At 62.7% G+C, this 16,249-nt stretch carries 12 protein-coding genes; 3 read left to right on the top strand and 9 right to left on the bottom strand.

Annotated features, from left to right (window positions below):
* Positions 1 to 192: 192 nt before the first annotated feature.
* From gnd to RVAN_RS14810, 3 genes are read right to left on the bottom strand one after another with little or no spacing between them, the layout of a single operon-like run.
* Positions 193 to 1,230 carry a phosphogluconate dehydrogenase (NAD(+)-dependent, decarboxylating) gene (gene gnd, locus RVAN_RS14820; RefSeq protein ID WP_169309563.1) on the bottom strand — a complete coding sequence of 346 codons (1,038 nt, stop codon included), beginning with the start codon at positions 1,228 to 1,230 and terminating at the stop codon, positions 193 to 195.
* Between the two features lie 11 nt (positions 1,231 to 1,241).
* On the bottom strand, positions 1,242 to 2,789 hold the full coding sequence (locus RVAN_RS14815; RefSeq protein ID WP_013420522.1) for an efflux RND transporter periplasmic adaptor subunit: 1,548 nt from the start codon (positions 2,787 to 2,789) through the stop codon (positions 1,242 to 1,244).
* Positions 2,786 to 6,001, bottom strand: a complete 3,216-nt coding sequence (locus tag RVAN_RS14810; RefSeq protein ID WP_013420521.1) for an efflux RND transporter permease subunit — start codon at positions 5,999 to 6,001, stop codon at positions 2,786 to 2,788. The genes RVAN_RS14815 and RVAN_RS14810 overlap by 4 nt, the downstream gene beginning before the upstream one ends.
* Positions 6,002 to 6,296: 295 nt before the next feature.
* Here RVAN_RS14810 and RVAN_RS19220 point away from each other — a divergent pair, with 295 nt between their 5' ends.
* On the top strand, positions 6,297 to 7,316 hold the full coding sequence (locus RVAN_RS19220; RefSeq protein ID WP_013420520.1) for a helix-turn-helix transcriptional regulator: 1,020 nt from the start codon (positions 6,297 to 6,299) through the stop codon (positions 7,314 to 7,316).
* 168 nt (positions 7,317 to 7,484) lie between these two features.
* Here RVAN_RS19220 and bamA read toward each other — a convergent pair whose 3' ends face one another.
* Together bamA and RVAN_RS19215 are read right to left on the bottom strand one after the other, a co-directional pair.
* Entirely contained in the window at positions 7,485 to 9,845 is a 2,361-nt protein-coding gene (bamA, locus tag RVAN_RS14800; protein ID WP_013420519.1) for an outer membrane protein assembly factor BamA, read from the bottom strand.
* 103 nt (positions 9,846 to 9,948) lie between these two features.
* The gene (locus RVAN_RS19215) at positions 9,949 to 10,596 is read right to left on the bottom strand and encodes an invasion associated locus B family protein (RefSeq protein WP_013420518.1); all 648 of its coding nucleotides are present in this window, start codon (positions 10,594 to 10,596) and stop codon (positions 9,949 to 9,951) included.
* Positions 10,597 to 11,286: 690 nt separating this feature from the next.
* Here RVAN_RS19215 and RVAN_RS14790 point away from each other — a divergent pair.
* Entirely contained in the window at positions 11,287 to 12,342 is a 1,056-nt protein-coding gene (locus RVAN_RS14790) for a cysteine synthase A (RefSeq protein WP_013420517.1), read from the top strand.
* A 55-nt stretch (positions 12,343 to 12,397) separates the two neighbouring features.
* Here the strand turns inward: RVAN_RS14790 and RVAN_RS14785 are convergent, their stop codons facing one another.
* Positions 12,398 to 12,613 carry a hypothetical protein gene (locus tag RVAN_RS14785; protein WP_041787713.1) on the bottom strand — a complete coding sequence of 72 codons (216 nt, stop codon included), beginning with the start codon at positions 12,611 to 12,613 and terminating at the stop codon, positions 12,398 to 12,400.
* 113 nt (positions 12,614 to 12,726) lie between these two features.
* Here RVAN_RS14785 and sseA point away from each other — a divergent pair, with 113 nt between their 5' ends.
* On the top strand, positions 12,727 to 13,587 hold the full coding sequence (sseA, locus tag RVAN_RS14780; RefSeq protein WP_013420516.1) for a 3-mercaptopyruvate sulfurtransferase: 861 nt from the start codon (positions 12,727 to 12,729) through the stop codon (positions 13,585 to 13,587).
* 61 nt (positions 13,588 to 13,648) lie between these two features.
* On the opposite strand, the gene ubiV is transcribed toward sseA, so the two are convergent.
* From ubiV to ubiT, 3 genes are read right to left on the bottom strand one after another with little or no spacing between them, the layout of a single operon-like run.
* Positions 13,649 to 14,569 (bottom strand): ubiquinone anaerobic biosynthesis protein UbiV, encoded by a 921-nt coding sequence (ubiV, locus tag RVAN_RS14775; protein ID WP_013420515.1) that lies wholly within the window; start codon positions 14,567 to 14,569, stop codon positions 13,649 to 13,651.
* Complete coding sequence (gene ubiU, locus RVAN_RS14770) at positions 14,569 to 15,561, bottom strand: ubiquinone anaerobic biosynthesis protein UbiU (RefSeq protein WP_013420514.1); 993 nt, start codon at positions 15,559 to 15,561, stop codon at positions 14,569 to 14,571. The genes ubiV and ubiU overlap by 1 nt, the downstream gene beginning before the upstream one ends.
* Positions 15,558 to 16,211: a ubiquinone anaerobic biosynthesis accessory factor UbiT gene (gene ubiT, locus RVAN_RS19210; protein WP_169309562.1), complete on the bottom strand. Its 654-nt coding sequence runs from the start codon at positions 16,209 to 16,211 to the stop codon at positions 15,558 to 15,560. The genes ubiU and ubiT overlap by 4 nt, the downstream gene beginning before the upstream one ends.
* Positions 16,212 to 16,249 lie beyond the last annotated feature (38 nt).

Raw genomic sequence — 16,249 nt, 5'->3', positions numbered from 1 at the left:
ATTGTTCCTAAAAAAACGAATAACCGGTGCACCGGCTCCTATTGGTCCGATTCCGACATGCATCCATTACACATGCTCGCGAGCAAATGTCGGAAACACAAGGTTCACCGGCAAAGCTCTGATTTCGCAGATCTTTTGAATTTGACATGCGAGCGCAAACTGGCGGCTCTTCGCTCCTCATGACTCACTACGCTACTCTTCCCCCTTCGCAGACTCGGTTCGCGAAAGGCCGACCGGCCCGCTGCCCTCGGTGTGCCCCCCAAAGCCGAAACGCATGGCGGAGAGAACCTTTTCGGCAAAGGTGTGCTCCTGCCGGGAGTGGAATCGGGCGAACAGTGCCGAGGCGAGCACTTCCACCGGCACCGCTTCCTCGATCGCGGCCTCGATGGTCCAACGACCCTCTCCCGAGTCCTGAACGAAGCCAGAGAACTGCTGAAGTTGCGGATCTTTAGTCAGCGCCGCCGCGCCAAGGTCGAGCAGCCAGGACGAGATGACGCTTCCGCGCCGCCAAACCTCGGCGATGTCCGGCAGGTTCAGGTCGAAGCGTTCCTCCGGCGGCAAGTCCGCCGAGTTCTTGTTGCGCAGGATGTCGAAGCCCTCCGCATAGGCTTGCATCAACCCGTACTCGATGCCGTTATGGATCATCTTCACGAAGTGGCCTGCGCCGGAGGGTCCGGCGTGAATGTAGCCGCGCTCGGCCCGAGAATCGCCTTCGTCGCGGCCCGGCGTCTGAGGTATATCGCCCGTTCCAGGCGCAAGCGCCGAGAAGATCGGATCGAGGTGATCGACGGCGTCCTTCGGGCCGCCGATCATCATGCAATAGCCGCGGTCGATACCCCAGATCCCGCCCGACGTACCGCAGTCGACGTAGCGGATGTGCTTTTCCGACAGCTCCTTAGCGCGGCGAATGTCATCTTTGTAATAGGAATTGCCGCCGTCGATGATGATGTCGTCAGGCTTCAGCAACTCGCCAAGATGTGCGACCGTCTCTTCCGTGATCCGGCCCGCGGGCAACATAACCCAAATGGCGCGCGGCTTCCCGGTCAGCGCGTCCACCATCGCGCCGAGCGAGCTGACAGCGGTAGCGCCGTCCTTCGCCAGCGCTTCCCGAGCGTCCGGGTTGGTGTCGAACACAACGCAATGGTGTCCCGCTTTCATCAAACGGCGAGCGATATTGCCGCCCATCCGTCCCAGGCCGATCACGCCAATCTGCATATTTGCCACTCCCATATAATCTGCTCTCAGCGCGATGGGTGAGCCTTGTTGTCGCCTCGCCGCGAAGTCCGCGAACCGCTCGCCGCCCCTGGCTTCGCCTCTGGCTCGACTTCCGCCCTCATGGCATTTTCGGCGCTGACTTTGTCAGCCTCCATCCCCTTCGGCGCGGGTGGGGACACCATACCCACACCTGTTGCATCACTGCCCGACGCCGGCAGCGAAGCGGGAGACGCCGCCGCTTCCTGCACAGGATGAGCCGGGGCGGCAACCGCCACCTTCGCGCCGTTCTCGATACCGGCGGGCGGGTTCACGATCAGATCCTGCCCCGGTTCAAGACCGCCAATGATTTGCACCTGCGCGCCTTCATCGTCGCCGAGAGTAACCTGATGGAGGCGCGCAACTCCATCCGCGTTGGTAGCCACCCGCATCCCGTGCTGATCGAAGATGAGCGCCGAAGACGGGATCATCATGATGGGCACGGGTCTCGGCACATTGAAGCGCACCGTTCCATAAAGCCCGGGCGAGAGCTTGTAGTCCGCGTTCTTGATGTCCGCCTCGACCAGCAGCGTGCGACTGTTTGCGTCGAGGGCGATCGCGGTGCGCGCCACTTCGCCCGCGAACCTCTGGCCCGGCAATTCGGGCACGTCGAGCGTCGCCTCCATTCCCGGCTTCAATTGCAAGGCAACGTCCTGCGGGACATGCACCTGCACGCGCAGAACGTTATCGCGCACGATGGAGAAAAGCGGCGAGCCGGAAGAGGTGTCGGCGGTGACAAGGCTCCCGGTATCGATGCTGCGCTGGGTTATCACGCCGTCGAATGGAGCGGTCACGCGCTCGTAGGATTGCATGCGTTCGAGCCGCGATATCTGCGCCTTCTGGGCTTCGATGTTTGCGTTGGCGACGTTCACGGCCGCATTCTGCGCAGCAAGGTTCAGGCGCGTCTGGTCGCCGCTCTGCTTTGTCTGCCAGCCTTCGCGCACGAGCGGCGCATTACGCTGATTGGTAACGCTGGCGAGGTCGCGTTGCGCGGTGACTTGTTCGAGCGTGGCCACCATCTGCTTTAGCTGCGCGCGCGCCTGATTGAGCTGGTCATCGACCTCGGGCGCGGAAATCAGGGCAAGCAACTCGCCCGACTTGACCCGTGAGCCGATATCCACGAAGCGCTTGTCGATATAGCCGCTCTGGCGCGCGAAAAGCGTCGCGGATTCGAAGGCCTGCGTGGTCGCGGGGAGGCGCACCTCCTTCGGTGTCTCGACCGCCTTCACTTTTTCGATGCGAAGCGCGGGCACTCGATTTTGGCGTCCGACGAGTTCCTGCCGGGCGGTAGCTTCGCTCGCCGCGTGACGATCAAACCCGGCGTTTACAATAACGCCGAGCCCGCCAACCACGATAAGACAGGCAATAGCAAGAGCGACCCGGCGTCCCCAATGCGTTTTAGGGGCGCCTCGGTCCATTTGTTCGGCTTCGAACGTCTCGGCGTAGGAGCCGTCGGGGCTGCCCGCATCGCGGCTCTGGTCATTCCGCGCGTTATCGCGGGCCACCGTGCCGAATTCGTCGCTCCGGTATTCGTTCATCCGTTGCCTCCATGCTGTGCCACCGCAGTGTCGTCGCGGCGAAGGCTTTTGCCGCCGTGCTGCGGGCCTTGAACGCGCTCCTTCAAGGCGTGGATGGTGGTGTAGATGTAGGGGACGACGAGAAGCGTTGTAACCGTCCCCACGAGAAGACCGCCGATGACGGCCCGCGCCAGAACGGCGTTCTGCTCCTCGCCCGGCCCGCCGATGGCCATCGGCAGCATGCCGACGATCATGGCGCTCGCCGTCATCAGCACCGGCCGAAGGCGCGTGCGGCCTGCGGCCACCGCCGCCTCCATCGGGTGCATGCCTTCCAGAAGACGCTCGCGCGCAAAGGTCACGAGCAGGATCGAATTCGCCGACGCGACGCCAATCGCCATGATCGCGCCCATCAGCGAGGGAACGCTGAGCGTGGTTCCCGTCACGAACAGCATCAGCACGATCCCGCAAGCCACGCCCGGAAGGCCGAGGATGACGGCAAGGGGATCGAGGAAGTCCTGAAAATTCACCACCATGAGCAGGTAAACGAACACCGCCGCAAAGATGAGCCCGATGGTGAAGCGGCTGAACGCCGAATCCATGCTCGCCGCCTGCCCCTGCAACGAGATCGTGTTGCCAGGCTTCAGCTGCGGTTTGATGTCATCGATGATCTTGTTGATCTCGGACGAGACGCTGCCGAGATCGCGGCTCGCGACACTCGCATAGACGTCGAACACCGGGTTCACGTTGTTGTGGTTGATGACCGATGGGATATAGCGCCGGGACATCGTCGCCACATTGCCGAGCGTGTTCGGTATCGGGGATTGCGCGCTCCCTCCGGCAGCGGCGATCGACGTGTTCTGCAAATCGTTCACGGTGGAGACGAGGCGCTCCGGCGTCTGCACCGCAAGATAATAAGGGTTCTGCTGGGCCGGGTCGGTCCAGAAGTTCGGGGAGACCTGCTGCGATGAGCTGAGGCTGATGGTCATGTCGCTGACGATCTGCGAGGCCTGAAGCGTCAGGCCCTGTGCGCGGCTCCTGTCGATGTCGAAGTAAAGGTTGGGCGCGTCGAGTTCCTGATGAATGTGCGAATCCACGACGCCGGGGATGCTCGACATCCGCTTGAGCGCTTCCTTGATAAGCTCGACGTTTTGCGGATCGCGGCCCTGGATTTGCAAATCGATCTGCGTCGCCACGCCGAAATTCAGGATCTGCGTCACCATGTCGGCGGCCTGGAAGTAGAACAACACGTCGGGGAAGGCTTCCGGCAATTCGCGCCGCAGCCGGGCGATGTGTTCGCTGGTCGGCCGGTGCCCTTCCTTCAACGAAATCTGGATGAGGCCGTCGTTCACACCGATGGTGCTCCCATCGGTGAAGGCAAGATTATAGGCCCGCGCGGGGAGGCCGATGTTGTCGAGGATGAGATCGCGCTCGGATTCCGGGATCAAATCCCGAATGCGATCTTCGATGCGCTGGAAATACTTCTCCGTATCCTCGATGCGCGTGCGAGCGGGGGCGCGGACGTGAAGCTGGATCAGCCCCGCATCGACGGTCGGGAAGAAGTCGCGCCCGACAAAGGTCGCGAGATAGCCCGCACCCGTCAGGGCCGCCAGCGCGATCACGGGTATCACGAAACGGGCCCGAATGATCCCTTCGAGCAGCCACGCGTAAAAGTTGCGGAAGCTCTCAAAACCGCGATTGAACAAATCCGAAAACCGCCCGAAGGCGCCAAGGCTTTCGCGGTAGCCGGGCTCGTATTCCTTTCGCAGAAGGATGCGATTGACGATTGGCACCAGCGTTCGCGAGATGCCGTATGACGCAAGCATGGCGAAGACGACCGCGAAGCCCTGCGGCGAGAACAGGTAGCGCGGCGCGCCCTGAAGGAAGACCACCGACACGAACACACAGGAGATCGCCAGCGTCGAGACAAGCGTCGGCAGCGCTATGCCCGCCGCGCCTTCCTCGATCCCCTTGTCGTATTCCATGCCTTCTTCGAGCACGCGATGCGTGTTTTCGATGGTGACGGTCGAGTCGTCCACGAGGATGCCGACAGCGAGCGCCAGTCCGCCGAGCGTCATGGTGTTGATCGTTTCGCCGAGCGCGGATAACACCGCGATGGATGTCAGAATGGACAGCGGGATCGAGATCAGCACGATCAGCGTCGACCGCCAGCTTCCGAGAAAAACAAGGATCATCAGCGCCGTCAGCCCAGCCGCGATGGCCGCCTCGCGCAAGACCCCGTCGATGGAGTTCGAGACGAAGACCGACTGATCGAACAATTCTCTGATTTCCATGCCCGGCGGGGCGGCTGCCCGGATCGCGGGAAGCGCCGCCTTCACGCCATTCACAACGTCGAGGGTGGAGGCATCGCCATTCTTGATGACTGTAAGCAGCACGCTGCGCTTGCCTTCGGCGCGAACGATGTTCTGCTGCACGGCCCATGCATCGCGGACATTTCCGATGTCGCGCAAATAGATGGTTGCGCCGTTCACCTGCCGGACCGGGATGTTGTTCAGCGCCTCTATGTCCGGCGGCTGCGAATTGACACTGATGATATATTGCCGGTCGCCGATCTTGGCATCGCCCGCAGGAACGGTGAGGTTCTGGGCATTGACGGCGTTTACGACATCGGTCGGACGCAGGCCGCGCGCGAGCAAAGCTGCGGGATCAAGGTCCACCATGATCTGGCGGAATTTGCCACCGTAAGGGGTCGGCAGCGTGAGTCCGGGCACGGGCGCCAGCGCCTGACGAACGCGGTAAAGAGCGTAATCGTAGAGTTGCTGCTCGTTCAGCGTGTCGGAGGACAGCACGAGCTGAAGCACCGGCACGCTTGAAGCATTGTATTGGACGACGATCGGCGGCTGAATGCCGGGCGGCATCAGCGCGCGGATCGAGTTCGACGCAGAGACGATCTGCGCGATTGCCAGCTCTATGTTGACGTTCGGCTGAAAGTAAATGCGCTCGACCACGATGCCTTCGAGCGTCTGCGACTCGATGTTCTTAATGCCCGTCACGTTCGAGCTTATCGAAAACTCGCTATAGGTCGCGACCCGGGCTTCCATCTCCTTCGGGCTAAGACCGGTATACTGCCAGATGACGGAAACAACCGGGATGTTGATCTGCGGGAAGATGTCTTTCGGCGTCGTGATGATGGCATTTGTACCGAGAAAGACGATCAACACTGCGAGAACGTAGAAGGTATGGGGAAAGCGGAGCGCGAACCGAACGATGCCCATGGAGATTTTTGGCCTCCAAGTTTCATTTTCGTGCAACCACGTTATGCCGCACAAAAGGCGGAACCTCACGCGTCGCGGATAGTTCACGCCCGGCGTTCACGTTCTGGTGTTCCGACGGCAGCTTTCCTGGCACGACGCATCGCGCGCGATGCGTCGTGCCGCGGCGGGCGAGGCGTCATCGCGCCCAGTTCAGGCTGCGTCGTGAGGTTGCGGCGACCCGGCCCTTGCTCTCTACGATCACATCCACTAGAGATGTTATCTAATAAATTGAATTTTTGAATTTAACGCCCGAATTATGAAAAGCTTTTCCGAGCCGTTTTTGAAAATCAGGCTGGCCGCACTCTATTTTGATAGCTGGACGGACGCTTTCGGTGGGATTCTTGCCCAGGCAAATGATGACGATGTGTCCGCGATTTTTCTGCGGCGGCCCAGGAACGTCCTGGAAAATCCGATAGCCGTCGAAGTGCTCAGGAACGGGCGCCGCTACGAGGCGAGAAAACTTCGGTCACCGGTGGCATTGGGACATGTCCACAGCGGCGAAGAAAAAGGCTGTGTCAGCCGGTTTGATCTCGACGGCGACTCCTACTCTATCCTTATCGCGGGTGCCGAGGTGGAAAAGCTGAGACCTCTCTTCCACACAGCGAATGATGACATCGTCTTCGCCGTACAGGTCCACAGGGCTCTTGTCTTGAACGCGATGAAGCTCGCTCCCAGCATGTTCTTCGCGCAGGCAAAAGATCCCGCCTTCGTTCTCGACCTTGATGGAAACGCATGTTGGCATAATGATGCGGCGCGCGAAGAGTGTTGGCACCCTGTTTTTCGGTCCTCGCCCGACGGTCCGCTTCTGTTTGCCAACGAGGGCGAGAATTGTGAATTTCGCACCGCGCTTGCAAAGCTGAGGAAGGCCGACATGCCTTCGGTGCAAGTCCTGCTGCTCGCTCTCCCCGATGAAGCGAAAAGCGCCGTGATGGTTACGAAGGCGATTGAGACAGCGCCGCTTTCTCTGGGAATTTGGGGAGAGTTCTTTGCTCCGGAGCGGCACGCCATTGCCTTCATCCGCAATCCCAAAAGCAAACCGAATGTATCGCCACTGCTTCTCCGCGACTTGTACGGACTAACTCAGAAGGAGGCGGATCTGGCGGTCGCCCTCGCCCGAGGCGAGTCGCTCAGGGAGTTTGCGAATCGGACGGGGGTCACGTTCGAAACTGTGCGATGGCACTCAAAAAAAGTGTTTCAGAAGATGGATTGCTCGAAACAACAGGATGTTATGTACACTCTGCTGTTTAGCATTCCCGCCGTTGCCAGCGCTTGTTGATTCTTCGAGACGATCAATCGGAGCGGATTTCGCGGCATATCACCGGCGATAACGTACGCGTGGCTCGCCGGCCGCATCAGGTGTCACTTGGCCAGAACCACTCGCACCAGACATAACGCACCTCGATGCCGTCATCGCGAAGCTAACTAAGCAGAGCGAACCCGCCCCTCACCAGCCCGCGTAACCGAAGCCGAAGGTCTGCGTCTTGTCGCCGTTGGCCTTCGACAGCACGGTGGCGATGTCGGCGCGCAGCGGCCCGAGCGGCGAATCCCAGATGAGGCTGAAGCCGGTGGAGGCGCGCAGCTTCGACGAATTCGTGGTGACGAGCGTATTCGACGTGCCGTTCGCCGCCGCATACGCCTTCGCGAAACTGGCCGCGTCGGTGCCGAACATCGTCCCCGCGCTCGCGAACACCGCGCCGGAGAGGCCGAGGTCGGATGGCACGAAGGGCAGGGGGAAGCGCAGTTCCGCCGTCGCCGAATAGAACTGTGTGCCGCCGAGCGCGTAGCCCGTCGTCGCGTCGCGCGGGCCGAAGCTCTTGAAGCCCGCGATGGTTTCGCTGCCCTTGTAGAACGCGTCGACCACGCGCACGCTTTGGCCGCCCCAGCCGGTGATGTTGCCCGCCTGCGCGCGGCCCGCGAGCACGATTTCCTGCGAGATGGGATAATAGGCGCGCGCCTCGCTGGTGGAGCGGATGTAATTCACGTCGCCGCCCGCGCCCGCGAGATCCTGCACGCCCTTGAAATAGAAGCCGCGCGTAGGCTTTTTCCGGTTGTCGCGCGTGTCGTAGATCATGTTGTAGCCGATCGACGAAATGACCGACGTGCCCTTGATCTGCTTCACGGCGAGCGAGGCGTCGTCGTCCACGCCGTAAACGCGGTCCATCATCAGCGTGTAGTTGACGCCGGTGGAGAATTCCTCCGTGATCGGGAAGCCGAAGCGCGTGGTGCCGCCGACGCGGAAATCCTTGTAGCCCGCGACCGTGTAGCCCGCGCTTTCGGTGTAGTCGGCCGACTTCACGAACGCGTCGACGCCGAACGACACGTTTCGGTCGAGGAAGCGCGGCTCGGTCCAGCTCACGTTGAACGCGCCGTTGCCCGATAGGCTGCCCGACAGCTTCACCTGAAGATACTGCCCCGTGCCCATCAGATTGCGCTCGGTATATTCCACCTCGCCGATGATGCCGTCGTTCGAGGAATAGCCTAGCGCGAAGCCAAGGTTGCCGGTCTCGGCTTCGGTCACCTTCAGCGCGAGGTCCACGCGGTCGGGCGCGCTGCCCGGCTGCTTCTCGACCTTCACATCCTTGAAGAACCCAGTGCGCATCACGCGCAGGCGGCCCTGCTCGACGATGACTTTATTATAGGCGTCGCCCTCGGCCACGCGGAACTCGCGGCGGATGACCTCGTCCTTCGTGGCGGTGTTGCCGCTGATCTCGACGCGCTCGACATAGGCGCGCGGGCCGTCCTCCACGACGAACGCCACGGAAATGGTGCGTCGCACGGGATCGCGGTCGATGCGCGGGCGCACCTGCGCGAACGGCGCGCCAGCCTCGGCGGCGGCTTTCGTCAGCGCCTCCACCGATCTGTCGACGAGCTCGGCATTATAGATGTCGCCCGGCTTGCCCTTGATCGAAGCCGCGAGCGCTTTCGCGTCGAGGCCGTGCGCGGTAGCCTCCACGTCGAGATTGCCGAAGGTGTAGCGCGCGCCCTCATCGAGCGTGAAGGTGACGAAGAAGCCCTTCTTCTCGGCGTCCACCTTGTCGGAATCGACATCGGCGGTGGCGGAAAGCACGCGCATGTCGGCGAAGCCGCTTTTCACATAGAAACGGCGCAACATTTCGCGGTCGAGATTGAGCCGGTCGGGATCGTAGACCGACGAATTGCGCAGGAAGTCGAGGAGGCCCGACTCGGTCGTGGTGATCTCGCCGCGAAGCTCCGCATCGGAGAAGGACGCGTTGCCAATGAAGTTGATGCCGACGACCTTGATCTGCGGCCCTTCGGTGATCTCGAACACCACGTCGATGCGGTCGTGCTCGCGGTCGATGGTCTTCGCCTCGACCTGCGCGGTGTAGTAGCCTTGGCGGCGGTAGGCGGTCAGGATGCGCTGCACATCGGTTTCTGCGCGCGCTTTCGAAAAGGTGCCGCCAGCATTGAGTTGCACTTCCTTCGCCAGTGTGTCGGACGTGACATCCTTCGCGCCCTCGAAGGCCACGCGTGCGACGAGCGGGTTTTCGGCCACCTTCACGACAAGCGCGCCGCCCTGCATGGTGAGCGAAGCGTCGCGGAACAGGCCCGTCTGGAATAGCGCTTTGATGCTGTCGTCGGCCTTCGCCGGGTCGTAGCGGTCGCCGGGCTTCAGCGAGATGTAATGCTGCACGGTTTCCGGCTCGATCCGGCTCGCGCCGACCACCTTGACAGTGCGGATCATCGCGCCGTTCGACGCGGCGCGCGCGTCCCTCGCAAAGGACGTCACGGCGACGAACACACCGAGAATGAGAAGCCAAGCCACGAGCCCGGCAGCGATTTTCATTTTACGCGAGGACGGTAGCTCCCCGCACGCACTGCAACTTGCCATGCGGCCAAGGAAGCCTCAGCTTTATGACGCAAGCGTGGCCGCCACCTTTCGCCACCGGTCAGGGGCAGATCTCGCGAAGCTTCTGCACGGCAGCTGGCGCGCCTTCGAGCGAATAGTGGTCCGTCGTGGCTGTGCCCTTTGCGGACGTGGCCTTGACCGTCATCGGGCCCCCCATCGCCATCGCCGAAAGCAGCTTGCGCTCCTCGGCGGGGTCTCTCGCGTATGCCTTGTCGTCGAGCGCGTAGAGCGAAAAGGACTGGCCGCCGAGCGAGATTATGGTCTGCGCATTCGCCTTCATGGCGTAGCCCTGACGCACGCTTACCTCGTTATAGACCCCGTCCTTCTGCCACGAGGTGATGTAAAAAATCACGGACGTGCGCTTCGCCGTCTTCGGCTGCGTGTCGGTCGGCGCGCTCGCGGCGAAGCAGATGCGGCCCTCGGGGCTTTCGTGCAGGAAAACGGTCCAGTCGCCAACTCTTTCCACGAGCTTCGCCTTGACCTCGGGAACGGGAGTGGGCGCGGGCTTTTTGGCGAGCGCGGGCTTCGGCTTGGGCTTCGGCGGCGTTGCCGGGCGCGTTGGGTCCGGCACGGCTGACGGGCCTTGAGGAAGCGTCTGCGGGATTTGCTGCACCTGAACCTGTTGAGCGACCGCACCCGAGGACAAGGCCGCGACGGACAAAAGCGGAAGGATCAGACGGCGACGCATGCAAATTCCCGTTTGAAGACACGAGCTGGAGCCTCGACCTTAAGCAGAATGCCGGTCATTGGTCCACGGAAAGCTTGCCCGAGCTCGGCTTGAAAGCGCTCGACGGTGCATCCATCCGATCCGGAAACGAGCCGAGGCTTCGCATACGGTCGTACATCACGATGGCTCTTCATCGTAAAACCCCTTGTCCGGCGGCGCATAGTGACTACCGAGGCGCACGACGACGCACCTTGACCTGGGCTTTACCCTAGAAAAGCGAATAATTTTAACTACAGAATCATACGTCTTCAATGGATTACTTCTCGCGCATCGCCATAAAGCCGACACTCTGGTGCCGTCCATTCGGCGCGCCGCAAACCGAATCGTTGCGCCAGTGGTCGAGGGCGAAGCGGATGGTTCTGCCGATTAGAACAGCGGCAACGCGCACGGCTCGATCTTGACCGGGATTTGCTTGTTCTCGCGCTTGGCATAGTCGCCCCCGGGGGCGCCGCTCCGACCCCACCGACAGCTTCTGTGCGTCGTCTCGCGAGGCCGGATGTGGAACCATCGTAGCGCACAGCGCAAATGCACGACAAGACGTTTCCAAACGCCCCTCGCAAAGCGGAAATTCCATCTAATCGTCGGTTTGCGAGTTGTCTGCCCCGTTCAACGGCGCGATCATGGCCGCGTTCCAGCGAACCCGGCGAGCCCATGACTCACGCAAACGACACGTCCGCCCTGAAATCCTCCGTCATCGCAGCCATCGGCAACACGCCGCTCATCCGTCTCAAGCGCGCCTCCGAAGAGACGGGCTGCGAGATCTACGGCAAGGCCGAGTTCATGAACCCCGGCCAGTCGGTGAAGGACCGCGCGGCGCTCTTCATCGTGGAAGACGCCGTGAAGCGCGGCCAGCTCAAGCCGGGCGGGACAATCGTTGAGGGCACGGCGGGCAACACCGGTATCGGTATCGCGCTCGTCGCGAACGCGCTGGGCTACAAGGCCGTGATCGTGATCCCGGAGACGCAGAGCCAGGAGAAGAAGGATGCGCTCCGACTTCTGGGCGCGACGCTCGTCGAGGTTCCGGCTGTGCCGTACAAGAACGCGAACAACTATGTGAAATACTCGGCACGGCTCGCTCATAAGCTCGCGGCGGAACGGCCCGAAGGCGCTGTGTGGGCGAACCAGTTCGACAATATCGCAAACCGGCGCGCGCATGTTGAAACGACGGCAGAAGAAATCTGGCGGCAGACAGCCGGGCGCGTGGACGGCTTCATCTGCTCGGTCGGTACCGGGGGCACGCTCGCGGGCACGTCGCTCGGGCTCAAGGCGAAGCGCCCCGGAGTCGTCGTCGCCGTCGCGGACCCATTCGGCTCGGCGATTTACAGCCACTACGCCCACGGCAGGCTCGAAGCCACTGGCTCATCAATCACCGAGGGTATCGGTCAGGGCCGCATCACCGCAAATCTCGCGGGCGCGGGGGTCGATGGCGCCTATCAGATCCCAGACGAAGAAGCGCTCGACGTGGTGTTCCGCCTTCTCAGCGAGGAGGGACTGTGCGTCGGCGGCTCGACCGGCATCAACGTGGCGGGCGCGGTGCGTCTCGCGCGCGATCTCGGCCCCGGCCACACCATCGTGACGATCCTGTGCGACTACGGCACCCGCTACCAGTCGAAGCTGTTCAACCCGGAATTCCTGCGCGGCAAGGGGCTGCCCGTGCCGCCGTGGCTCGACGCGCCTCAAACGCTGCCGACCGTTTTCGAGGGCTGAACGGCGCGTCGGATCGGCCGTTTCGCTCCGATGAACACCGCATATTCCGGGCGCGTTACGAAATCCGCCAGCGTTCGCACGTAAAAGTGTCGTCCTCCCACAATTCCCTCGACCGGAAATCCGCGATCTCGCAGCCGTAATGCCGGATCACCGCATAGGCGAAGCGCTGACAGTTCGCGCCGTGCTCGGCGATGCTGAGCGCACATCCCGGTATGCTCCGCGCGTTGTAGCGAACGGCGCGCCGGGATAGCGAGCGGTTCCGATACCCCATTCGACGGCACAATGTCGCTCCCGGTGGACCCGGCGCGCCTTTGGCGCATTATCCATACCGTTCCGCGCGACCGCAGGTTACCCTATACAAAATCACCGATTCAGGGGGAAGCAATGACCGATTTTTCGTCCAAGTGGCTGGTCGAGACGGACTGGCTTGCAGAGCGGCTCGGCGCGCCAGGCCTTGTCGTGGTTGACGCCGGCCTCACCATGCCGGCCGATGCGCGTGCGGCGAACGAAGTCTATAACGAGGCGCATATCCCCGGCGCGCTCTATTTCGACATAGAGGCCCTTTCCGACACCAACTCGCCCTATCCGCATATGCTGCCATCGCCCGAAAAATTCGCGTCGCGCATGCGCAAGGCGGGCATCGGCGACGGCATGAAGGTCGTCGTCTATGACTCGAAAGGCTTGTTCAGCGCGCCGCGTGCGTGGTGGATGTTCCGCGTCATGGGCCATGAAGATGTCGTGGTCCTGAACGGCGGCCTGAAGAAATGGCTAGCGGAAGGGCGACCGGTTGAAGCGGGTGCGCCGACGCCGCGCTCTGAGCGGCACTTTACCGCCCGCAAGAACAGCGAGCTCGTGCGCGAAATCGACGACATGATCCACATCGTGGAAGGCGGCCGCACGCAGATCGCCGATGCGCGTTCAAAGCCCCGCTTCGAAGGCGCCGAGGTTGAACTTCGCCCCGTCGCGCGGCTTGGTCATATGCCGGGTGCCAGGAACGTGCCGTATGGCTCGTTGATCGCGCCAGACGGAACACTGAAGCCAGCGGCGGAGTTGCGCGCGGCCTTCGAAGCGGCGGGCATTCATCCGGAAAAGCCGGTCATCACCACATGCGGGTCTGGCGTAACGGCGTGCATTCTCGCGCTGGCGCTGGCCGTAACCGGCAACGAGCACGCCGCAGTCTACGACGGCTCGTGGGCGGAATGGAGCGAGGTGCCGAAAGCGCCGGTTACGACGGGCCCGGCCTGATCGGGAGCGGCGACGGGCCGCTTTAGCGGCGCCGTCAACGCGCAGCATTCACCACGTCGCCTCAGGCGGCGTGGCGGTCGTTCCATGACAGGCCGACGCGGCCATAATAGAAGCCGTTCACGTATGGCACAGGTTCGGTGAGCGGACGAAGCTTCGCCTCGGCTTCCGCGGGCGCGAGCTTGCCGTCGAGCGTGTCGCGGAACAGGCGCGCGACTTCGACCATATCGACAGCCTGCGGCGAGAGGCGGAAATGCGTCACGCCCATCGTGCGCAGCGCATCGAGCTCGTGCAGCAGCACGCCATAGCCGTTCGACATCGTCGACGTGCCGTTGATGGTGAGAATGTCGTCGCCGGTCACGGTCGTTGCGTTGAGGCCGTTCGGATCAAGGCCGCAAACGAACTGGCACGAGTCCTTGGTGAGGCCGTTGGCGCGCGCATGATAGCAGCGCATCGCGATCGACAGCGTCTGCTTGCCGAAAACCAGCACCTCGATTTCGAGCTTGCCTGCGTTGTCGGCCAGCACCTTGATCGAGGTGGCGGGCGCTTCCACGGGCAGCACCACGCGGAACGCGCCGTTCTTCGCCACGAAGTCGCGCGCGCCCTCGTTGAACACGTTGATGAACGGGCCAATGATATGCGGGCGGCCATGCAGCGCTTCGAGGCATGCGACGTCGTTCGCTTCCACGATCAGGTCGGCGTCGGCGGCCTCGCGGATCGCCTTGACCTCGCGCGGCTGCGTGACGAGCGCCAGCGTGGACATCACCACTTCCTTGCCCGCGGATTTCAGCCGGTCGATGACTTCCGGGAGATGATCCTGAAAGAACGGCTCGCGCTTCGAGCAGATCACTTCGCCGAGATAGACGGAGTCGACCGGCATCTCGTCGGCGGCGCGGAAGTAGAAGTCGCGGCGCGCTTCCGGCGTCCAATGGTGGAGGAGCGGCCCAAGCGTCAGCTTGGCCGTCTGTGCGTTTTCGTTTGGCATCAGCGCCAGCCCTTCTTGTACGCGCCGAACGTCTGACGGCCGCCCTCTGAGAGGTCGCTGAGGTCGTCAGTCGAACGCGTCTCGCCCGTTTCCACCGCGTCGAGCGCCTTGCGGAACGCGCTCACCACTTCGGCCACGTAGGCCTTGCTTCTCTGGCGGCCTTCGATCTTCAGGGCCGTCACACCGGCCTTCTTCAGCTCGGGGAGGATGTCGAGCGCGTTCAGCGCAATCGGCTCCTCGAAGATGTAGCCCGCCTTGCCGCAGGCGACGTAGCGCGCCTTGCACGGCGTCGGATAGGCGGCGCCCTCGCCCTTGGCGACGCGGTTCAGCACGACATCGCCGAGGCAGGACAGCACGAAGTCGCCCTCTTCTTTGTAGGTGACGTGGCTCGCGGGCGCGCAGGCGCCTTCGCTCGTCGGGGAAAGGCCGGTCATGTAGGAGGAGAGGAAGCAGCGGCCTTCGGACATCGGCCCCACGGAGCCGTAGCCGAACACCTCGATTTCCATGCCCGTTTCTTTCGCCACGAACGCCACCTCGTCGACGGAGAGGATGCGCGGCAGCACCACGCGCTTCACGCCGAACTGGTCGCGATAGTAGTTGATGGAAAGCGGGTTCGCGGCGGACGCCTGCACGGACAGATGGCGGCGCAGGTTCGGATGCTTGTTCGCGGCATAGTCGAGCACGCCGATGTCGGCGAGGATGACGGCGTCAGCGCCCGCCATGGCGGCGTTGTCGATGGCGTCTTTCCACGACTTCATCTCGCCAGCGGGCGGGAACGTGTTGATGGCGACCAGCACCTTCGCGCCCTTCGAATGGGCGAAAGCCACGCCTTCGACCATCTCGTCCACGTCGAAATTCAGGCCGGGATAGTTGCGCGCGTTGGTTCGGTCGGCAAAGCCGCAATAGACGGCGTCCGCGCCAGCTTCGATGGCCGCCCGGAGGGCGGCCGGATTGCCGGCGGGGCTGAGAAGTTCAAGGGAATGGTGTGTCATGAGTGTGCCGGATCCTGGCTCGCCCCTTTCGCGAGCTTCTCCCGCACTTCGAGCTTGGCGATGCGGGTTTGGAGCGTTTTGAGTTCGGCTTTGAGGGCGTCGCGTTCGTTGGCCCAAGCTGGGGCCGCTGCGTCCGCCGTCTTGTCGTCGCGAAGGGAATCGATGAACTCGGCGGCGCGATGGCGCGCGGCTTCGCGGGCTCGTCCGATAGCGGTCAGCGCGCGCTCGGCGGGCTTCTGAAGCGGGCCGAACATCGAGGTGACGTCAGCGAACAGATCGATTTCCTCACGGTCGAGCGTGTTGCGCAGCGCGACCACGGCGGCCGTGTCGCCCGCAATGACGAGGCCGCGCGTGAAGAACAGTGCGTCGCCATCGATGCGGCCCTGAAGCAGGTTCAGGAGAACGTCGATGTTGCCCTTGATGCAGGCGTCGCCGGGCGTTTCGTCTCGCGGATCGAGGAGACGCACGAACGCCTTCTCGTCGCCGCCGAACTTCAGCGCGAAGCGGTGCGGCAGATCCGATGGCTCGACGTGGATCACATAGGGCTTCAGCCGCGCCAGATTCTTGAACAGGCGCGGGTGTGCGCGCTCCATCTTGCGCAGGAGTGCGTCGATAGCGCGCGCCAGCACAAAGGGCGGCGCGACGGTCATGGCGCCGCGAACGAGGGGCGCCGGCAAATTCGATGGCT

It is taken from the genome of Rhodomicrobium vannielii ATCC 17100 (assembly GCF_000166055.1).
In the GTDB taxonomy this organism is placed as follows: domain Bacteria; phylum Pseudomonadota; class Alphaproteobacteria; order Rhizobiales; family Rhodomicrobiaceae; genus Rhodomicrobium; species Rhodomicrobium vannielii.
This window is presented reverse-complemented; position numbering and strand designations above follow the sequence as displayed.